Origin of the sequence: Arthrobacter castelli DSM 16402 (assembly GCF_000430705.1) — a bacterium.
Classification (GTDB): Bacteria; Actinomycetota; Actinomycetes; order Actinomycetales; family Micrococcaceae; genus Arthrobacter_C; species Arthrobacter_C castelli.
Genome location: NZ_AUMN01000024.1, coordinates 13689 through 34367, shown reverse-complemented (window position 1 = coordinate 34367; position 20679 = coordinate 13689). Strand labels below are relative to the sequence as shown.

The following is a 20679-nucleotide window of genomic DNA, read 5'->3' as shown; positions in this document are numbered from 1 at the left end:
CGCCCGGCGGTAATGTTGATACGGAGGAAGTATTGGGTCGCAACAAATACGTAGATCTTGTCAACCAGAAGTTGACAAGAGCCAAGCGCTATGAGTCATATGCCTTTTGGCGCTCCCGGCCGATCAGCCCGGATTCAGTAGTCTACGAGTCATTCTCGGGCAATGGCATGCTGGACAATCCTGAGGCGATCTTCCAGACCTTGCTGAACGACCCCCAAATGTCCCACCTACGGCATATTTGGGTGCTCTCCGACCTGGACCACTATCGCTCAGCGGTGGAACGGTACAGTCACTACGACAATGTGGAGTTTGTCGAGTATAAGACAGACAGGTACTACAAGGCTCTTGCCACGTCTCAATACCTGATTAACAACGCCACCTTCCCCTGGCAGTTCAGCAAACGTGACGGGCAAACATATATCAACACCTGGCACGGGACACCCCTGAAGCGCATGGGGTACGACGTCGAAGGCGGCGGGCCGGATACCCGCAACGTCATCCGGAACTTTGTGGCTGCGGACTACCTGCTGTCCGCGAACGAGTTTATGTCTGAGCAGATGTATCTGGAAGGCTACAAACTCCGGAACATCTTCGAGGGAAAAATCGTCGAAGAAGGCTACCCCCGGGTCGATCGCCAGTTTGCCACCGCCAATGATCCCAGTGCTTTTCGGCAGCAGATGCGTTCGGCCGGCATTGAACTTGATGATCGTAAGATCATTCTCTATGCGCCCACGTGGAAGGGCGAATCCTTCTACCGTCCGGTCAATGATGCCATTGCCCTCAAACGTGTTGTCGAACAGCTCGAACAAAACATCGACACCTCCGAGTACCGGATTCTGCTGAAGACCCACCAAGTGGTCTACAGGGAAATGGCTGAGATGCCGGAACTGGCCGGATACCTGGTTCCGAACGATGTGCCGGCGAATTTGGTCCTCGGTGCCACCGACGTGCTGGTGACTGACTACTCGAGCATCTTCTTCGACTACCTGGCCAGCGGACACCCCGTGTTGTTCCACCTGCCGGATCTCGATCAGTACTCCTCCGGGCGGGGCCTGTATTTGTCCACGGATGAGCTTCCCGGGCCGGTCTCGACCGATGTGACTGAGCTGTCGGCCAACATCAAGTCGTTGGAACAGCGGACCGACGGCCAGGTCTTCGCCGATCCGGACCTGAGCGCACGGTATGAAAGCGCCCGGCAACGATTCTGCCGTCATGAAGACGGCCACGCAGCACAGCGGATTGTCGACATCATTTTCAAGGGCGTCGAGGGCATGAACGTACGTCATGGCTTCTCCGACGGGCGCGAAGCTATTCTGATCTACCTTGGCGGCATGGCGCCCAATGGCATCACCGCCTCGGCGTTGAATCTGCTGAACAACATCGACCACTCGCGTTTCGACGTGTCTGCGTTCTACTCCTACAGCAGGATGGACTCCAAAAAGCGCAGCGCCGCGACGATTAATCCCAATGTTCGGCTGTTCCCCCGCGAAGGCGGACTCAACGGCAGCAAGGTGGAGCATTGGATGATGCGAAGCCATATCGGAAAGGGCCCGGTCAAGGTCGTCCCCGACCACGCGCCGGATGCCAGAATCTGGAAAGACGAGTGGCGCCGGTGCTTTGGCGACAGCGAATTCGACTACATCGTCGATTTCAGCGGATATGGTCCGTTCTGGGATTACATCCTGCTGAACGGCCGGGCCAAAACCCACTCCATCTGGCTGCACAACGACGTGTGGAACGACTCGCAGCGCACAGTTGACGGCAAACAACCCTTGCGGCGCGGGCTTGGAGCAGTCTTCAAGACGTACCACCGGTTCGATCGACTGGTCTCTGTGTCTGAAGCCCTCCAGGAAGTGAATCAGCCCAACCTGACTGAATATGCCAGCGCCGACAGGTTCGTCTCCGCAGTCAATACGGTCAATGCGGATCAGATCCGGCGCAATGCGTTTGGCGATGCTGACTCCAACGCTCCGGCTGATACGCCCGCATTGGAGTCCACGCCGAAGAATCTGTCCGAGGCTGTGGCTTACCTGAAGCAGGGGTATCCATTGGCGAGCGTGGCTAGCGAAGTCCAGCGGCAGCGGATTGTCGATACCTACATGCCGCACCGGGACAATGTCACCACGTTCGTCACGGTGGGCCGTCTATCACCTGAAAAGAACCACGCCCGTCTGCTGCGGGCCTTCGCGGACATCCATCACGAGAATCCGGCGACCCGTCTGGTGATCGTGGGCAGCGGTCCCCTGACGGGGGAACTGCGGGATATCGCGGCGCATCACGGGCTCAGCCGATCCGTGACATTCACCGGGCAACAACCGAACGCGGCGGTGTTGATGTCGGCCGCGGACTGCATGGTGATGTCCAGCGACTACGAGGGGCAGCCGATGGTGATTCTCGAGGCCCTGATCCTCGGTATCCCGGTGTTGACGACGGCGTTTGAGTCGGCAGCCAGCGCCTTGCCGGAAGGGACAGGACTCGTCGTGGATCGGGACGACACGGCTCTCGCCGACGGCATGCGCCGAGCCATCCGCGGGGAGATACCCACGGCGGAGTTCGACGCCGATGCCTACAACAGAAAAGCGATGCAGCAGTTCTACCGTGCCATTGGCGCGGAGGATGACCAGCCGAAACTACCGCGGAGCAACATGAAATGACAGTCAAAGTCAGCGTCATCATTCCCACCTACTCCTCACCGCCGGAGCTTGACGACGTCGTCGCGGCCCTGGACGCCCAGTCCATGCCGGCGTCGGAATTTGAAGTGATTTTCGTCGACGACGGTTCCCCGGATGGCACCTATGCCCGGCTGCAGGACATCGCTGCCCAGCGCACGAATGTCGTGGTGCGCCGCATCGAGAACTCCGGCTGGCCGTCACGGCCGCGCAACGTCGGAATCGATCTGGCGCAGGGCGAGTATGTGTTCTTCGTAGACCACGACGATTATGTATTTCCCGAAGCGCTCGAGCGCATGTACCATTTTGCCGCAACAAACAAGCTGGACGTGGTCCATCCCAAGGAAGTGGTGCAAGGGTGGTCGACGCCAGGGTGGGTCACCTGGCGACAGCAGCGCCCGGTGCTGGCGGAACTGGACCAGACCGCGCTCCATTGCATCACTCCGCATAATCTGTATCGTCTCGGCTTCCTCAATGAGGCACGGATCCGGTTCCCGGAGGACAGGCCGCGACTGGAAGATTTCAATTTCAACGCCCAGGCCTGGGTCCGCACTCACGCGATCGGCATCTTCGCCGAATATCCGTGCTACCGCTGGATCCTGTATGAGGACAACAGCCACAAAAAGGGCTATGACTTCGAAGAGTACTGGAAGGCATTCCGCGGCTCGCTCGATCCAATCCTGGATGAGCTGCCCCACGGCGAAAAGCGCAATCATTTGCTGGTTCGCTGGTACCGCAGCCGGATGCTGGAACGGCTCAACGGCCAGTTCCAGGGTCACGGCGAAAAATACCAGAACCGATTGCTGAAAAAGTTTGCCACGCTGCTGCCCTGTTTCCCCCCAGAGCTCGACTTCTACTTGTCAGCTGCGGACCGCGCGCGGTCATCCCTGCTGCGGCATGGAACCCGGGAACAGCTCCATACACTCTCGACCCTTGACCATGGCATGAGGCTGCAGGGAACAGCGTTCGAGGCCCACTGGGCGCGCGGAAAGCTTAATGTGTCGCTCAGCACCAGGATCGTGGACCGCGACGGTCAGCCGCTGCAGGTTCAGACCCGTGATGGGAGGGTGTCGCGGGTCGTCCCGGAGGAACTGCGGGGCGACACACCGGCAGATGTCTGGGATTTAACCGATCATGTCCAAAAGGCGTTTGGGGAGATTGCCGTGCGGCACCGGCCCTCCAATGTCGACTGGATACTTCCCACCGAGAGCGACGTGGACGTGGTCCCGCTGGAGGACGGCGGCCACACCATTGAAGTCCGCATGACCGGCGCGGTGGATCCGGAAACAGCAGCGATGGGCCAACCGCTCGAGGCCGGAGTATGGGAGCTCTTCCACCGAGTCACTGAACTCGGATACACCGCGACACACCGGATCTCCATGCTGGGCCAATCAGCGGTCACCAACCACATCTCCGACAGGACAGTTACGGCCTACCCGACCAAAAAAGGCTTCCTTGCCCTCGATATCAGCGTTCCGGCACCGGCTGCCGGGCCGTCTCCCAGGGACGTAGCGCAGTCGCAGCCCGTGGTTGACATTTTCTCGGCGGCGCGCGAACTCGCTTCCCGCCGCCTGCCGACCGGCGTAAAGCGCAGGATGAAGCGGGTCGGTGCCCAGATTAAGCGAAAGGTCAAGTAGTGCCGATTTTCAGGAAAGACGGACAGAATATTCTGTTTGTCCACGTTCCAAAGGCCGGAGGATCGACTGTCGAACGGGTTTTCGGCAACAGCGGGTATCAAGTGCTCTACCGCGACCCGAAGACCGGCCCGAAGTCCGTCAATCGGCTGCGGCGCTGTTCGCCCCAGCACATGCACGCCGAGATGCTTGACCGGAATTTCCGGCTCAACGCCTTCGACCTGATCTTGATGGTCACCAGGGAGCCCCTTGCCCGGTTCCGCTCCGAGTACGGCATGCGCAATGCCGACCGCCTGCAACATGGTACCGCGGCCGATGTCGACCAGTGGGCGGATAAAGCTTTCAAGAAGTATCTGGCGGACAGCTTTGTCTTTGACAATCACCTCAGGCCGCAGAGCGAATTCAAGCTGGAGAAGTCGGATGTGTACCGGCTGGAGGATGGACTCGATACACTCGTCGCGGACCTGAACTCACGCTACGGGTTGGGGCTTGATCCAAACATTCCGCGGGTGATGGACCGGAAGAGCGCCAGTGGTTCCTCCAGCAGCGATGTGGAAATCTCTGACCAGCTGCAGACCAGGCTGATCGACTTCTACCACGACGACTTCACTCGTTTCGGGTATCCATTACCTGAAGATAATCGCTGAGCGCCTCACTGGCCGAACGCGGGGTGAACCCCGTTGACTGCAACTTGTCGAGGTTCAGCACACTGTTGGCGGGTCGCGGTGCGTGAGGCTTGCCCGCATAGTAGGCCTCGGTCGTGGCGGGCGTGACTCTTTGCGGATCGTGTCCGACGATCTCGAATACCTGCTTGGCCACATCTGACCAGCTTTGCGGCGGCCCGGTATTCGTCAGGTTGTACGTTCCGTAGGCGGCGCCGCCGTCCAGCAGGTGCACAATGCCGCGCGCAATGTCGGTGGTGAAGGACAACCGGCCAATCTGGTCCGAAACCACTGAAGGATCCACGCCCTTTTCCGCCAGCGTGATCATCGTGGAGATGAAGTTCTTACCGGACCCGACGACCCAGCTGGTGCGGATCAGGTAATGCCGTGCGGCGGTGGACACAGCCATGTCGCCGGCTGCCTTCGTCTGGCCATAGACGTTCAGCGGGCTGAATCCTTCGTCTTCATCATGGACCGCGGCCGTGCCGTCAAATACATAATCGCTGGACACGTGCACCAGGGTCAGGCCGTTGGCGTTGGCGATGTCGGCCAGCCGCGCCAGTGCCGCGGCGTTAACGGCCCAGGCCGCCCTCCGCCCGCCGGGTGCCTCGGCGTCATCGACCTTTGTGTACGCGGCCGCGTTGATGATGGCCTGATAGTTGCGCCAGTCGAGCGCCGGCCAGGAAGACGGCTCCGCGAGGTTGAATTCTTCGTGGCCTGCATATTCGACAGTTGCCGCATCGCCGAGCTCAGCGCGCAACGCCATGCCTAATTGGCCGTTCGATCCGAGGACCAGAATCTTCCGGCCCTCCATGGGCTCGACGTCGGCGAGCCAGGGGTGGAGGCGGTCCTTATCTGACAGTTGGGCGCTCTGAAGGGGAATCGGCCATTCGAAGCCCGCCGTCGGGTCGGCCGGATTCAGGAAGGTGTACTGACCCTGCGCATCGGCACTCCAATGGTCGTTGACGAGGTACGTGTACGCAGTGTCATCCTCCAGGGTCTGGAAGGCGTTGCCAACGCCGCGGGGGACGAAGACGGCCTTGGACGGGTCCAATTCCACGGTGTGGGTATTGCCGAAGGTGGGCCCGCGTCGCAGATCGACCCAGGCACCGAAGATCCGGCCGCTGGCCACGGAAATGTATTTATCCCAGGGCTCCGCGTGGATCCCCCGCGTGGTGCCGGCCGCAGGATTGAAGGAGATGTTGTTCTGCACGGGTCCGAAATCCGGCAGCCCGGCGGCAGTCATCTTGGCGCGCTGCCAGTTCTCCTTGAACCACCCGCGGTTGTCACCATGCACCGCCAGGTCGATGACCTGCAGCCCCGGGATCGACGTCGACTCGACAGCCAATGCCTTTGAAAACTCGATGCTCATAGATACTCGAACGGCTCCTCGTCTACTGTCCCTGTTCCACGTATCGGGCCTCGGTGCCGGCCTTCTGGGGGCGCCACCACGTCTCGTTCGCTTTGTACCAGTCGATAGTGGCAGCCAGGCCGGTCTCGAAGCTGTCAACCACCGGCCGCCATCCCAGCTCGGTCCTCAGCTTCGTCGAATCGATGGCATACCGCAGGTCGTGTCCGGGACGGTCGGTCACTTGGTCGTAGGCGCCGGCAGGCAGTGAAAACAGCTCCAGCAATGTCTCGATCACCTGCTGATTGGACCGTTCGCCGTCGGCCCCTATCAGGTATGTCTCCCCGGGGCGTCCCTTTTCGATGATCTTCAGCACCGCTGCCGAATGGTCGTCGGCGTGGATCCAGTCCCGGACGTTGGCGCCGGCACCGTAGAGTTTCGGCCGCACGCCATCGATCAGGTTCGTGATCTGCCGGGGAATGAACTTTTCCACGTGCTGGAACGGCCCATAGTTGTTCGAACAATTACTGATGGTCGCCTGCACCCCGAACGACCGGAACCAGGCCCGGACCAGCATGTCCGAGCCTGCCTTGGTGGACGAATACGGACTCGACGGGTTGTACGCGGTCTCTTCGGTGAACCTGCCGGGATCGTCAAGGTCAAGGTCTCCATAGACCTCGTCAGTGGAAATATGGTGGTAACGCTTCCCGTGGCGGCGCACTGCCTCCAGCAGCGTGTAGGTGCCGACAATATTGGTATCCAGGAACGGCCGAGGATCGTGCAATGAATTGTCATTGTGGGATTCGGCGGCGTAGTGGACGACGACGTCGGCCCGTGGCACCAAGTCGTTTACCAGCGCGGCGTCGGCGATATCACCATGAACCAGGTCCACCCGGTCCGCAGGCAATGAAGCGAGCGACTCCCGGTGGCCTGCGTAGGTGAGCTTATCCAGCACCGTGATGTGAAAGCCGGTATGTTCGACGCAGTAATGGACGAAATTCGATCCGATGAAACCCGCGCCACCGGTCACCAAAAGATTCTGCATTCCTCCTACCCTACCGGTTTGGCCTCCACGGCCCGGCTGGGACATGATTGCTGTTATGCGTGGAATTATTCTGGCCGGCGGATCCGGATCGAGGCTGCACCCGATCACGCTGGGGACAAGCAAGCAGCTGGTGCCCGTCTATGACAAGCCGATGATTTACTACCCGTTGTCGACACTGATTCTGGCAGGAATCACAGACGTGTTGATTATCACCACTCCCCATGACGCGGCCGCATTCGAACGGCTGCTCGGGGACGGCTCCCGGTTTGGCATCTCCATCACCTATGCCAGGCAGCACAAGCCGGCCGGCCTGGCTGAGGCGTTCACCATCGGAGCGGAACATATTGGCGGCGGGCCGGCCGCATTGGTCCTGGGCGACAACATCTTTTCCGGCCCCGGAACCGGAACCAGTCTGGCCAGATTCCGGGACATCGACGGGGCCGCGGTCTTTGGGTATTGGGTCGCAGATCCCGGTTCCTATGGAGTGGTCGAATTCGACGAGGCGCGCACGGCAGTATCGCTGGAGGAAAAGCCCGCCGAGCCCCGCAGCCACTATGCCATTCCCGGGCTCTACTTCTATGACAACGACGTGGTCGATATCGCCCGGAACCTTGAGCCGTCGGACCGCGGCGAGCTGGAAATCACCGACATTAACCGTGCCTATCTGGAGCGCGGGAAGTTGCAGGTCGAGGTCCTGCCCCGCGGGACGGCGTGGCTTGATACCGGCACCTTCGATTCGCTCAATGAGGCCTCGGAATTCGTCCGGACTGTGCAAAAGCGGCAGGGATTGTCCATTGGATGTCCCGAAGAGGCCGCGTGGCGCCTTGGCCTCCTTGACGACGACCAGCTGCGCGCCCGCGCCGAGCCACTCGTGAAGAGCGGCTACGGCAACTACCTGCTGGGACTGCTGCAGTAAACTGCAGTCAGTCAGCGTTTCAGCAGTTTGCGGACACGCCGCCCGGCCGGTGTGCCCTTGGCCTTTTTGAGCGCCCTGCCCGGCAGTTCGCCAACGGGTATGGACCGCAGCCGCTTGACCTCGTCGGCGGCCAGGTCCTGCGGCGACTTCCTTGCTTGCAACTGCTTTAGTTTCTGACGGGTGGTGCCCAGCTGCTCCCGCGTGGTCCGCAGCGCCGAGGACAAGTCGCCGATCCTCTCATTGGCCGCGGTGTGGAAGGCAACATGGTCGATGGCGTCCTGGGTCCATCCGGAAGGGACCAGCTTCAACTTATCCGCATCCCAACGATCGCCAAGGGCCTCGAAGTCGGGGGCATAGGCGTCCCTGACGGTCTCAAGCACTCCTCCGCCCAGCGTGTCCGCCGTCATGCCCAGCGGAGTCTCGTTGGCCCGGGGCAGATAGAGCTCCTGGTCAGTCCCGGCCGACTGCAGATGCGCGTGGATGTCCTGGAACAGCGTTGACAACTCGCTCAGGTTGTAGATGTTCGTATAAGGAAGCTCATCCGGACGGACCGACTTGACCTGGGGCCAAAAGTGAGCGTCCTTGATCAACTCCGGATAGCTCTCCCACGGACGCTCCTGCACAAACGTCCGGTAGTCCTCCACAACGTCATCGGCGCTCCTCGGCACCCGCGGGAACCATGATTCATCGCCAAAGCGGCGCATGTAACTGACATGCCGGACCAGGAATTTGGATTCCCATGCGGACCACAGCCGGCTCCACGGATCCCGGACGACGGCGAATATCAGCCAGCCGTTGTCCGGGTGGATCTCATCGAGTTGCCGCTGGCTCAGGTGATGCAGCTGCGGGGTTTTCTTCCACCGGTTGCGTCCACCATGAATTGTCATCAGCCGGCTCTGCTGCCCGCCGGTCGCCCGGGCAAACATGTCCAGGTCCTCGCCGGCAAGATCGGCAACCATCCATCTCAGGCTGGTACAGGCGACCTTGGTCACCGATATGTAGACCATTTTCCGCTCGGGCAACACGAAGGAGTTGGCGGGAGGACGGACGCCGTTCCATAGCGGGGTGTTCAACTTGCGTGCACCTACTCAATTGTCGTGATCAAAAATACTCACTATGCCGAAGGCCCGCCGCACGGATGCAACTGACCACATCCGTCCGGCGGGCACATCACGCGGCGGCACGAGCGCTCCGAGAGCGCCGCATGAGCTATTCGGCGTTGACGATCATCCCGGCCGCGACGGTCCTGTAGTTGGACTCATCGATCAAGATGAACCCTCCGGTGATCCGGTTGCGGTGGTATTCATCGGCCAGCAGCGGTTTGGTGGTCCGCATCCGTACACGGCCGACCTCGTTGACCCTCAGTTCCTCGGCGTCCATGTTGCGGTGCAAGGTATTGATGTTGAGCTCATAGTGCAGGTCCTTGACCAGGGCACGGGCCGACTGCGTGGTGTGCTTGATGGCGAGCTTGGCGCCGGGCTTCAGCGGCGCATGGTCCATCCAGCAGATCATGGCTTCCACGTCCTGGGTGATGATGGGCTGGTTGTTGGGCCGGCAGATCATATCGCCGCGGGAGACGTCGATATCGTCCTTGAGCCGGACCGTGACCGACATCGGGGCAAAGGCCTCGTCCAGCTCTCCTTCGGCCGTGTCGATCGCCTCGATAGTGGACGGCATACCGCTGGGCAGCACGACGACGTCGTCGCCGGGCTTCATCACGCCGCCGGCCACCCGACCGGCATAACCGCGGTAGTCGTGGTAGGCGTCGCTCTTTGGCCGGATAACGTTCTGCACCGGGAAACGGACGTCGACCAGGTTGCGGTCGCTGGCAATGTGTACATGTTCCAAGTGGTGCAGCAGGGATGGGCCCTCGTACCATGGCATGTTCTCTGACCGGTTCACCACGTTATCGCCGGCCAGAGCCGACACCGGGATGACCGTCATGTCCGGAATGTTCAGCCGGGTGGCGTACTCGGAGAAGTCCCGCTGAATCTGTTCGTAGACTTCCTGGGACCAATCGACCAGGTCCATTTTGTTCACCGCCACGACCAGGTGAGGCACCTGCAGCAGGGACACCAGGAAGGCGTGGCGCCGGCTCTGTTCAACCAGGCCCTTCCGCGCGTCAACGAGCACGATGGACAAGTCCGAAGTGGACGCGCCCGTGACCATATTCCGGGTGTACTGAATGTGCCCGGGAGTATCCGCAATAATGAATTTACGCTGCGGGGTGGCGAAGTAGCGGTACGCGACGTCAATGGTGATGCCCTGCTCGCGCTCGGACCTCAGTCCGTCCGTCAACAGTGCCAAGTCGGTGTAGTCGGTGCCACGGGACCGGCTGGTCTTCTCCACGGCCTCCAACTGGTCCTCGAAGATGGACTTGGAGTCGTGCAGCAGCCGGCCGATCAGCGTGCTCTTGCCGTCGTCGACCGAACCTGCGGTAGCAAATCGCAAGAGATCCATTTAGAAATAGCCTTCTTTCTTGCGGTCTTCCATCGCCGCCTCGCTCACACGGTCATCCCCGCGGGTCGCACCGCGTTCGGTAATACGGGTAGCCGCAATTTCAGTGACAATATCCTCCACCGTGGTCGCCGCGGAACGGACCGCCGCGGTGAGATTGGCATCCCCCACGGTGCGGTAGCGGACCATCTCGGTGAAAACATCTTCGCCCTCTTTGGGCTGGGAGTGCTGATTGACGGCAAACAGCATGCCGTCACGCTCGAACACCTCGCGCTCCTTGGCATAATACACCGGCGGCAACTCGATCTGTTCGTGTGCCACATAGTCCCAAATGTCCAGTTCAGTCCAGTTGGACAACGGGAAAACGCGGATGCTTTCGCCCTGGTGCACCTTGGCGTTGTACAGGCTCCACAGTTCGGGCCGCTGGCTCTTCGGATCCCACTGGCCGAACTCGTCGCGGAAAGAGAAGACGCGTTCCTTGGCGCGTGCCTTCTCCTCATCGCGCCGGGCACCGCCCATCAAGGCGTTGAATCCGTGTTCCTCGGTGGTGGCCAGCAGCACCGGCGTTTGAATCCGGTTGCGCGAACCGTTGGGTTCGGGCTGCACCTCCCCACGGTCAATAGCATCCTGCACGGAACCTACCACCAGCCGGACGCCGAGCTCGTCGACCACGCGATCGCGGAACTCGAGGACCTCGTCGAAATTGACGCCGGTGTCGACATGGACCACCGGGAACGGCAGCGGCGCCGGGGCAAAGGCCTTCACCGCGAGGTGCAGCATCACCATGGAATCCTTGCCGCCGGAAAACATCATCGCCGGCCGCTCCAATTCGGCGGCTACTTCCCGAATGATGAAGATCGCTTCGGATTCGAGCGCCTTTAGTTGGCTCAGGTTGTACTTTGAGCCGCTGTCGGTACTCATGTATCTAGTCCGTTCTCAGCTTTCGCTGTCAGGGTCACTTGACTTTACTGATGGTATTCAGCAGTTGGTCGGCCAAATCGGCACGGCATACCAGCAGGTCAGGCAAATAGGGATCTGCTTGATTGTATCGAAGACTGGAGCCATCAATCCTACTAGTGTGCAACCGGCGCGCCTGCGCCACGGCAACAGGGGCCGCAGAGTCCCACTCGTACTGCCCGCCGGCGTGGATATACGCATCCACTTCGCCGCGGATAACCGCTGCTGCCTTGTATCCGGCCGATCCCATGGGGACCAGTTCGGCATCGAGGATGTCGGCAACATCAGTCACCAGTTGCGGGGCACGACTGCGCGAGACGGCGATCTTTGGACGACGTCCGTTTACCGTTGCATCACTGGTGCCCTCACGCCCGGTGCTGAGCACCGTGTCCAGGCCCGGCAGTGCCACGGCGCCGGCCACCAAGGATCCGTCCGACCACAAGGCGACGTGCACGGCCCAGTCGTGCCGGTCTTCGGAGTACTCGCGAGTTCCATCCAGGGGGTCGATAATCCAGACCCGACCGGCAGAAAGACGCTCCTCGCTATCCGTTGCTTCCTCGGACAACACGGCGTCGTGTGGACGAGCGAAGCGCAGTACCGAACTGATCAGCTGCTGTGAACGGGCGTCTCCCTGATCCTTCAGCTTCTTTCCGTCCAGCCCCTCGGCCAGTGCCTCGGTCCTGAAGTCTGCCAACGCCCGTCCGGCTGCTTCAGCCAAGTGATGGGCGAAAGTGGCGTCGTCTTCGGCATGGCCGAATTCGGTCTTCAGCCACTCTTCCTGGTCCATGCACGCTCCAAGCTCATTGTGTAGTCGGCACCCGGGGGTGAACCCTGTCGGCCATCACTTTACAGATCATGGCTTCCGCCCTGATAATCCGCATCGACTTGTGAGGTGGTGTGAGAGAATCGCCAATTGTGGATTTGACTATGGCGTCGTCCGCGTTCGCCATTGGAATAGTCGTCGGTTTGACCGGCATGGGTGGCGGCGCCTTGATGACGCCGGTGCTCGTGCTGTTCTTCAACGTCCCTCCGCTGGCGGCCGTCTCCAGTGATCTGGTGGCCAGTGCCATGATGAAGCCGGTCGGCTCAGCCGTCCACCTCAGGCATCAGACCGTGAACCTGTCGCTGGTCAAATGGCTGGTCATCGGTTCGGTGCCCGCCGCGTTCTGCGGTGTTCTGGTGTTGAAAGCATTAGGCGACGACCAAAGTGTCCAATCCAACATTCAGACCGCCCTCGGCCTGGCCCTGTTGCTGACCGCGACGCTGCTCGTGGTGAGAGCGTATCTCCGGCTCGTCGAAAAGGCGCGCAACCGGGATGGCCGGGACCAAACGCGCGGGGGCATCCCGAGCAGCCGCACCGTCCCGGTGCGCGTGTCCCCCAGGATCGTGCCCACGTTGCTGCTGGGGCTGGTGGGCGGATTTATCGTGGGCATGACGTCAGTGGGGTCCGGATCGTTGATCATCGTCGGGCTCATGCTGCTGTACCCCGGGTTGAAGGCCAACCAGCTGGTGGGCACGGACCTCGTACAGGCCGTTCCGCTGGTGCTGGCCGCCGCTCTGGGCCACTATTTCTTTGGCGACATCAGTATGTCCGTCACCTTGCCCTTAATCATTGGTAGTATTCCCGGTGTCTTTCTGGGCGCGCAGCTTTCATCCCGTCTCAACGGCGGGCTCGTGCGCCGGGCGCTGGCCTTTGTACTGTTGGCATCCGGGCTGAAGATGCTTGGCCTCGAAAACCTGACGACGGGAATCATCCTGCTCGCGGTACTGTTGGTGGCTCCCCCGCTGTGGATGTACATGCGTACCCGGCTGGGCTTCCCCGCCTGGCACATGAAACTGCCGTTCCGTGCTGCCGGCAACCATCCCCTCACTCCCAAGGAAGGACCAGACGATGACTGACTGGCAGGATGTACTGCAGGAACCAGGCCATTCGTTCGACTACGACGTCCTGGACACGCTTGAACTCCTGCTGGGCGGATTACTGGCGGATGGCTCCGCCTCCTACGTGTTGCCCCGGCAGGCCGGCGGTCCGAATCCGGCAGCGCCGCTGCTGCAGGTTCCTGCCGGCCCGGCTGAGCAGGGCATCGCACACGGCAGCCTGCAGCTCAGGGACCCGGATGGTACGCCGTTGGCCCGACTGGATATCGCCGACAGCGAGCCTGCAGCGGACGGGACCATCCACCTGTCAGGGCAGGTGTCGGCCTTGCAGCCTCCCGAACACGGCCTGGGGCGTGATATTCGAATCACCTCCCCGCTTGAGGCCCCCGAGGGGCGGCCGCACATCGCCGCCATCTTTGATGCGCCGCCGGCGGCCGCCGACATCGCCAAGGCAACCGCAACTGTCACACGCCTGGATGGACACCTGCACCTGATCGCCATCAGCGACGGAGCCGATGGCGGCAACCGGGAGCTGGCCGCACTGATCGATGTGCTGCGCGCCTGTGCTGCGGAACTGGACAATGCTTCAGCCCACGTGCTGGTCGTACCGGGGCACGACGACGCCGCACACGGAACGGCCGGTACGTGCGGTGCACACGTCGTCGGCCGGCTGGGAGCCGGCCAGGTACTCGACTTCGCCGGCCACGAACCGGCAGAAAATGCTGCAGAGCCACACACAGGGCTGGTGGTGCTATTCACGGGGTTGTCCGGATCCGGAAAGTCCACTCTGGCCCGCGAGCTGGTACAGCAGGTCCACCGCGTCGATCCGCGCAAGGCACTGCTGCTGGATGGAGACGATATCCGCCGGTTCCTCACCGCCGGCCTGGGCTTCACCCGCGAAGACCGGAATACGAACGTGGAGAGAATCGGTTGGGTCGGCGCGCAGATATCGGCGGTCGGCGGCATCGCAGTCTGCGCCCCCATAGCCCCCTTCGAGGAAAGCCGCCGGCGGGTCGCCGAACTTGCGCGGGCGGCCGGGCAGTACCTGCTGGTCCATGTCTCGACGCCGTTGGAGGTATGCGAGCAGCGCGACCGAAAGGGGCTGTACGCCAAGGCCCGTGCCGGCGAGATTCCGGATTTCACAGGAATTGATTCACCGTATGACGTTCCCGTGGACCCGGACTTCGTCGTCGATACATCAGTCACGTCCGTTGAAGATGCGACGGCGGACATTCTGCACCTGATCACGCACACCGCAGCTGCCCCCACCGGATAAACTATTGTCCACCACCGCTACACACCGTCACTGCCCGGACACCCGCTGTGGAGTCCGTCCCATCGTTTGACTAGCCAAAGGAAGACTCTGCGAAGTGCCAATTTTCAAGAAAGACGGACGGAACTTTCTTTTCGTCCACGTCCCCAAAACCGGTGGGACAACGATCGAGAATGTCTTCCGCGACAGCGGATACCAAGTGCTCTACCTGGACGGAAAAATGGGCCGCGAAGCCGTGAACCATGTTCGCCGCTGCACCCCTCAACACATGCATGCCGAGATGCTGCAGACTAATTTCCGGCTGGAGAGGTTCGACGCGACCTTCATGATGGTCCGCGACCCGCTGAACAGGTTCAAATCCGAATACATCTGGCGGAACCGGAAAGGCCTCAAAGGGGTCGATGCGGAGTCGGTCAACAGCTGGGGCGCCAAGGCCTTCAGGAAATATAGAACGGACAATTTCCTGTTCGACAACCACCTGCGGCCGCAAGTGGATTTCTACGTTCCCGGCAGCAATGTTTACTACTTCGAAACCGGGATGCAGTTTGTGGTGGACGATCTTAATCGGCGGTTTGGCCTGGATGTCGGCCCCAATATTCCACGGCTCAAGGATGGGCAGAAGGAGACTGGATTTTCCAGTAAGGACGTGGTGGTCTCGCCCAAAATGGAGACGGCCGTCAAGGAATTCTACGAAGCCGACTACCTGAGGTTCGGCTATCCGCTGTAGGCGCTGCGGCGGCCGGTGACAGCGCCGCAGGCCACGCTACCGGCCCCGCCGCTGTTGACCGGGCAGCCGGCCAGTGCTGTTAGCTCAATTCCTTCACGATCTGGCTGATGCTGTCCAACGTGCGCTTGAGTTCCTCGACGTGTTTGGCGTCAAAGGCGCTGAGCACCCGCTTCATCTCGGTGGTGGAAATTCCACTCGTGCGGGGCAGGTATACCACCTCCACGCGGTCCTCGAGATCGTCGAACTTGCCCTTCCAGTCCTCGCCGATGCCGAAAACGTCTGCCTGGTAGGTGTCGATATCCTCCCGCTTCTGGCTCCAGCGGTCCTCGGGTATCGCCGAATGCACGTAACGGATGGACTGCACGATCTCCAGCCGCTGGTCGAACGGCACAATCGGCTTTTTGCCCTTGATGGCGTTGAACTCGTCAGTGGACACCCCCACAATAAGCCGCTCCCCGTGCTCGCTGAGCCGCTTCAGGATGTTCAAGTGTCCGATATGGAACAGGTCGAAAGTCCCGTACGTCAAAACTGTCTTCGCCATTGTCTTCCTCAATTCGCCGGCAGCTGTCGGTTCTCGTTCGTGCCGTCAAGTCTATGCGGAACATTGTCGGTTTCCGCGCACCTCAGACCACCGGTGGGCGCCCGGATCGTGCCATCGCCAGCACCGTCTGCCACCGGATCCGCCGTCGTCTCTCCCCCGGCACCCACGGGTGCTGCCGCCAGCCGGCACGGAAGCCGCCGAACCAGGATTTGAGCCGCTCCGGGTGGGAGCGCCACCGCACCACCTGCACCAGCATCCACGTCGTCACATACAGCCAGCTGAACGGCCACGGGAGGTTACGGCGGGCGAGCCAGACCCGGTTGCGGGCGTTGAGCCGGAAATACTCTTCATGGCGGGCCGGATCAATAACCGGATGGGCCGCCCTCAGGTCTCCGGCGTACCAGACCCGGAAGCCGGTGTCCCATACCCGCCATGCAAATTCGATGCCCTCATGGGCGTACCAGAAAGGGGCCGGCCAGCCACCAGTCGCATCGAACACCCCGCGGCGCATCAGCACGGCCATTTCCACCACGGAGAAGATATTGCTCGAGTGGAAGGGCGACCCCTTACGCAGCCGCGGGATCCACCGGGTCGGGGAAGCCGGGTCGGCCGGGTCCTCAATCCTCGGCTGGATCATGCCGATACCGGGTTCGGCCGCCAGCAGTGCAGCGCCGTTGGCGAGGAAGTCGCTGTCCGGCAGCCATGCGTCGTCGTCGAGGAAGAACAGGTACTCACCGTCAACCAGCGGGACTCCGGCATTGCGCCCGGCCGGGATCCCTACGTTCTCTTCGATGTAGTGGCTGCCAGTACCTGCGGGAAGCCCTTCGGGCCTCCAGCCGTTTCCCACCACGATGACATCGAGGTCGACACCGGTTTGCTGCTGCAACGATGCCAGTCCCCGGTGCAAATCGCCGGGCCGGGTGCCTTGGGTGAGGACGACGACGCCGAAGGACGGCCGGTGCCCGGAAGCCGGCGGCGTCATTTGGTCAACCTGGAGGAGGCAACAATAGTGATGAAGTGGCCGATCGTGGCAAGAATCACCAGCGGGACCAGCGCCAGCACCAACACCCGCTCGCCAGCCAGCGGCACGCCGCTGATCAGGGTGGCGATAGCAGCGGCAAGCGTCAGCAGCGCGAGCTCAACGGAGTGGTATATCCGGTGGAAGGGGACGAACCGGGCAGCACTGCGCAGCAGGGCCACCACTGACCGCCGCCCAAAGGAGGTCGCTTCGGCCTTGTCGGGCAGCCGCTCCAGGCCGGCGAAGGCCCGAGACACATGCACCATGTCGTTCAGCGCCTTATTCAGCACGATGAAGAAGGCAAGCAATGCGCCGGCGAAAGCGTAACCGAACGCCGTGGCCGGATCCGTGCTGAACCGTCCCAGGTCCCCCACGGCCCGCAGCCCGATGGCCAGCCCGACGAAGCCCTCGGTGGTGTAATGCCCCACCTTGTCCAGGAACACGCCCTTGGGGCCGGAGGTCCCCCGCCAGCGGGCCACCTCGCCATCGCAGCAGTCGATGTACATTTGCAGCTGGCAAAACACGACGGCGAGTATCGGCCCCCAGATGCCGGGGATTAACAGCGCGGCGGCCACGGCCCACCCGGCTGCGATCATTAATCCCGTCACACCATTGGCCGAGATGCGGGTCCGCACCAGCAGCATCGTGAAGTAGATCGACATGTGCCGCAGGTACAGATCCGCCGTCCAATGCTCTGCGTTCTTCCGGCTGCGCACCTCGGGCGGCTGTGCAACAGCCCGCAATTCATTCAGGGTCGGACGCGCCGGCCGTGCCGGGCGATCAGGACGGCGCGCGGCGTTGTCGTCGGAATTCATGTTCTCAGAAGCCACGGGGCGTTACCGGCTGGTGTCGACTTGGTCGGCGGCGCCGGCTGACAGGCCGGAGATGAAACCCAACCCCCAACTGATATGCATGCTCGGCAGCACGGCAAGCAAATACATCCGCTCCCGTACGCTCATACCCTTTCCCGACGTCGCGATCGCCCACAACAGCCACACCGGGTAGCTCACTGGCGCCCAGGCCGCGAACGTCAGTGTGCGCGCCGCGGCGGCGGGCAGCATCGAGCCGAGTCCAAGGGCCTTGAGCATGGCGGAAGACAATCCCACGAATATCGCAGCGACCAACGCCGGCGGCGCGAAGTAGCGCAGCGAATTGCGTGCGCTGTGGCGCCGCACCAGTTCCCCGCGCCACACGCCCGTGGCATAGAACTGGCGGACCAGCTTGGTCCAGGACGACCGTGGCCAGTAGGTGACCCGCAAGTCGGGATCGAACCAGACGGTGCCTCCGCTCTGGCGGATTCTCAAATTGAGATCCCAGTCCTGGGCACGCCGCAACGACTCGTCGAAACATCCTGCAGACACGAGTGCATCGCGCCGGAAGATGCCCAGGTAGGCGGATTCAGCCGGGCCGGACTGCTTGCCGCTGTGGTAGACACCGCCGCCCAGCCCGACCGGGCTGACATAGGCACGGGCCACTGCTGCCTGGAAGGCATTCTCGCCCTTGGCATCCATTAATCCGCCGACATTGTCCGCTCCGGTGCGCAACAAGGTGCCCACTCCCAGCCGTGTGTAGTCCGGGAGCAGTTCGGAGTGCGCATCCACCCGGATCACCACCGGGTGGATGGAGGCGCCGATAGCCAGGTTCAGGCCGGCAGGGGTGGCTCCGGTGGGGCTGTGGACCGTCCTCAGCCGCGGTTCGGTCTGCTGCATCCGGGCGACGATCTCGTCAGTGCCATCAGCCGACGGGCCCAGTGCCAGTACTACTTCCTTGTCGCCGTCGTACTTTTGAGCCAGCACACTGGTGACGGCACGCTCAATATATTTCGCCTCGTTCAGGATGGGCATGATGAATGAGACGCCGGGCATTCTGCTCGATTCGCCCGTGCTCAGCGGATCAGTCATCCGGCTGGCCCTTGCTGCCCTGATAGGCCTCGATAACCTCTTCGGGACCACCGTCCATCATCAGCTGCCCCTGGTTCAGCCAGATCACGCGGCTGCAGGTGTCGGCAATTGACTTCATGGAGTGGGAGACCAGGAACACAGTTCCGGCATTTTCCCGGATCCCGCGGATCCGGTCCTCGCTGCGCTGACGGAACCGCCGGTCCCCCACCGCCAGCGCTTCATCCACGATCAGGATTTCGTGGTCACGCGCCACGGCAATGGCAAATTTCAGCCGGGCCTGCATTCCCGACGAATAGGTCCGCATAGGCAGGTCGATGAAGTTCTCCAGCTCGGCGAACTCAATGATCTCTTCCTGCAGCTGCTTGATCCGCTCCTTCGGCAGCCCTAATGCCAGTCCGCCGAGGATGATGTTCTTCTCCCCGGACAGATCCGGAATCAAGGCTGCGCCGATGCCCAGCATATTGGGCCGCGACGATGCATAGACTGCACCTTTGCTGGGCGGAGTCAATCCGACGATGGCACGCATCAAGGTCGACTTGCCGGAACCATTGGAACCGATCACCCCGATCGACTCATTTTCGTAGGCAGTGAAGGAAACACCCCTGAGTGCATGGACGCTGCTCAGACCACGGGTGGGAGTTAACAGTTTCCTGCGCGAATTCTTGGCCCGTTTGCCCGTGGCGTGGACCTTATAGTCCACATGCAGGTCATCGACGACGACGACAGGTTTGCCGGGGGGCGTCTCGCTCTGTTCCACGATGCCCTCCGTTCTAGTCGACACGTCCATAGCTCTCCTCAGCTGCCCAGAATGTCACGGTACCAATGATCAGCAGCAGCGCTGCCCAGCCGGATGCATACCACCAGTATTCAGAAGGGACGGTGTATCCCTGAAGCAGCACCCCGCGGCCGATCACCAGGAATTCATAGATGGGATGGAAGTCGTACACCTGCAGCAGGGCGGGGAAACTGGACAGGATCCGGTCGATGGGGAACAAGACTCCGGAGCTGTAGAAGAAGAACCGATTAATAATGGGCAGCAACTGCGTGATGTCCCGTGTGTGCGCCGTCAATCGGGACATGAAGAGCGCCACGCCCGCGTTGAAGACGGTCATGATCACGACCAGCGGCACGATCAGCAGCCAGGACAACTTGATGGGGTTCCCCAGCACGAACAAGATGACATACATCACCGAGATGATCACTGTCACGTTGAGCAATTGCTGGACCACCGTCGCCATGGGCAACGTCATCCGGGGGAACGCGAGCGACTGGACCAACGCACGGTTGCTCACGATCGACTTCGCACCATTGTTCATCGTGTTGGTGAAGTATTGGAACAGGAAGACCCCGGCAATGATGAACGATGCGAAGTTGTCCGGGCGACGGTCGCCTTGGAGCACCCCGAAGACGACGCCGTACACCGCGGCAGTGAGGACCGGGCTCAGGCCAATCCACAACATGCCCAGCCGGTTCTTCTGATTGTTCGCCTCGATCTTGAACTTCGCCATCGTGATGGCGAAGTCCCTGCGTTCCCACATTTCCTGCAGGTAGCGATGCAGGGGCGGCCTGGCACCGACACGGTGCAGATTGTTCTCGGCCGCAAAGTCGGCAGCGTTCATGCCAGCTATTTCCCTTACCCACGTATGATCTGTT

General features: G+C 61.5%; 19 protein-coding genes. 7 read left to right on the top strand and 12 right to left on the bottom strand.

What is annotated here, in order from left to right; all coding sequences use genetic code 11:
• Window positions 1-71: 71 nt before the first annotated feature.
• From H535_RS26685 to H535_RS0119035, 3 genes are read left to right on the top strand one after another with little or no spacing between them, the layout of a single operon-like run.
• Window positions 72-2654, top strand: a complete 2583-nt coding sequence (locus H535_RS26685) for a glycosyltransferase (RefSeq protein WP_245580386.1) — start codon at window positions 72-74, stop codon at window positions 2652-2654.
• Entirely contained in the window at window positions 2651-4306 is a 1656-nt protein-coding gene (locus tag H535_RS0119040) for a glycosyltransferase family 2 protein (protein ID WP_026820803.1), read from the top strand. The genes H535_RS26685 and H535_RS0119040 overlap by 4 nt, the downstream gene beginning before the upstream one ends.
• The gene (locus H535_RS0119035) at window positions 4306-4950 is read left to right on the top strand and encodes a sulfotransferase family 2 domain-containing protein (protein WP_026820802.1); all 645 of its coding nucleotides are present in this window, start codon (window positions 4306-4308) and stop codon (window positions 4948-4950) included. The genes H535_RS0119040 and H535_RS0119035 overlap by 1 nt, the downstream gene beginning before the upstream one ends.
• Here H535_RS0119035 and H535_RS0119030 read toward each other — a convergent pair.
• Together H535_RS0119030 and rfbB are read right to left on the bottom strand one after the other, a co-directional pair.
• Window positions 4910-6337, bottom strand: a complete 1428-nt coding sequence (locus H535_RS0119030; protein ID WP_026820801.1) for a sugar nucleotide-binding protein — start codon at window positions 6335-6337, stop codon at window positions 4910-4912. The genes H535_RS0119035 and H535_RS0119030 overlap by 41 nt on opposite strands.
• A 22-nt stretch (window positions 6338-6359) precedes the next feature.
• Window positions 6360-7358: a dTDP-glucose 4,6-dehydratase gene (gene rfbB, locus H535_RS0119025; protein WP_026820800.1), complete on the bottom strand. Its 999-nt coding sequence runs from the start codon at window positions 7356-7358 to the stop codon at window positions 6360-6362.
• 55 nt (window positions 7359-7413) lie between these two features.
• On the opposite strand from rfbB, the gene rfbA reads away from it, so the two are divergent.
• Window positions 7414-8274 carry a glucose-1-phosphate thymidylyltransferase RfbA gene (rfbA, locus tag H535_RS0119020; protein ID WP_026820799.1) on the top strand — a complete coding sequence of 287 codons (861 nt, stop codon included), beginning with the start codon at window positions 7414-7416 and terminating at the stop codon, window positions 8272-8274.
• 11 nt (window positions 8275-8285) lie between these two features.
• Here the strand turns inward: rfbA and H535_RS0119015 are convergent, their stop codons facing one another.
• From H535_RS0119015 to H535_RS0119000, 4 genes are all read right to left on the bottom strand, one after another.
• On the bottom strand, window positions 8286-9347 hold the full coding sequence (locus tag H535_RS0119015) for a sulfotransferase family 2 domain-containing protein (protein WP_155838776.1): 1062 nt from the start codon (window positions 9345-9347) through the stop codon (window positions 8286-8288).
• Between the two features lie 136 nt (window positions 9348-9483).
• Window positions 9484-10734, bottom strand: coding sequence for a sulfate adenylyltransferase subunit 1 (locus H535_RS0119010; protein ID WP_026820797.1), 1251 nt, complete (start codon window positions 10732-10734; stop codon window positions 9484-9486).
• Window positions 10735-11652: a sulfate adenylyltransferase subunit CysD gene (cysD, locus tag H535_RS0119005; protein WP_026820796.1), complete on the bottom strand. Its 918-nt coding sequence runs from the start codon at window positions 11650-11652 to the stop codon at window positions 10735-10737. It abuts the gene before it with no gap.
• Window positions 11653-11686: 34 nt separating this feature from the next.
• Complete coding sequence (locus tag H535_RS0119000) at window positions 11687-12475, bottom strand: 3'(2'),5'-bisphosphate nucleotidase CysQ (RefSeq protein ID WP_051299550.1); 789 nt, start codon at window positions 12473-12475, stop codon at window positions 11687-11689.
• A gap of 110 nt (window positions 12476-12585) precedes the next feature.
• Here H535_RS0119000 and H535_RS26680 point away from each other — a divergent pair, with 110 nt between their 5' ends.
• From H535_RS26680 to H535_RS0118985, 3 genes are all read left to right on the top strand, one after another.
• The gene (locus H535_RS26680) at window positions 12586-13587 is read left to right on the top strand and encodes a sulfite exporter TauE/SafE family protein (protein ID WP_245580385.1); all 1002 of its coding nucleotides are present in this window, start codon (window positions 12586-12588) and stop codon (window positions 13585-13587) included.
• A complete protein-coding gene (gene cysC, locus H535_RS26675; protein ID WP_051299549.1) occupies window positions 13580-14842 on the top strand; it encodes an adenylyl-sulfate kinase in 1263 nt (420 codons plus the stop codon). Before H535_RS26680 ends, cysC begins: the two co-directional genes overlap by 8 nt.
• 94 nt (window positions 14843-14936) lie before the next feature.
• The gene (locus H535_RS0118985; RefSeq protein WP_026820794.1) at window positions 14937-15566 is read left to right on the top strand and encodes a sulfotransferase family 2 domain-containing protein; all 630 of its coding nucleotides are present in this window, start codon (window positions 14937-14939) and stop codon (window positions 15564-15566) included.
• Window positions 15567-15645: 79 nt separating this feature from the next.
• Here H535_RS0118985 and H535_RS0118980 read toward each other — a convergent pair whose 3' ends face one another.
• The 6 genes from H535_RS0118980 to H535_RS0118955 all read right to left on the bottom strand — a co-directional run bounded on the left by H535_RS0118980 (window position 15646) and on the right by H535_RS0118955 (window position 20645).
• Window positions 15646-16107, bottom strand: coding sequence for an FAD synthase family protein (locus H535_RS0118980; RefSeq protein ID WP_026820793.1), 462 nt, complete (start codon window positions 16105-16107; stop codon window positions 15646-15648).
• 82 nt (window positions 16108-16189) lie between these two features.
• Window positions 16190-17089: a glycosyltransferase family 2 protein gene (locus tag H535_RS0118975; RefSeq protein ID WP_026820792.1), complete on the bottom strand. Its 900-nt coding sequence runs from the start codon at window positions 17087-17089 to the stop codon at window positions 16190-16192.
• On the bottom strand, window positions 17086-17940 hold the full coding sequence (locus H535_RS0118970; RefSeq protein WP_026820791.1) for a CDP-alcohol phosphatidyltransferase family protein: 855 nt from the start codon (window positions 17938-17940) through the stop codon (window positions 17086-17088). Before H535_RS0118970 ends, H535_RS0118975 begins: the two co-directional genes overlap by 4 nt.
• A 21-nt stretch (window positions 17941-17961) precedes the next feature.
• Window positions 17962-19026, bottom strand: coding sequence for a glycosyltransferase family 2 protein (locus H535_RS0118965; RefSeq protein ID WP_026820790.1), 1065 nt, complete (start codon window positions 19024-19026; stop codon window positions 17962-17964).
• Window positions 19019-19813 (bottom strand): ABC transporter ATP-binding protein, encoded by a 795-nt coding sequence (locus H535_RS0118960; protein WP_026820789.1) that lies wholly within the window; start codon window positions 19811-19813, stop codon window positions 19019-19021. Before H535_RS0118960 ends, H535_RS0118965 begins: the two co-directional genes overlap by 8 nt.
• Complete coding sequence (locus H535_RS0118955) at window positions 19797-20645, bottom strand: ABC transporter permease (protein WP_026820788.1); 849 nt, start codon at window positions 20643-20645, stop codon at window positions 19797-19799. Before H535_RS0118955 ends, H535_RS0118960 begins: the two co-directional genes overlap by 17 nt.
• Window positions 20646-20679: the final 34 nt, after the last annotated feature.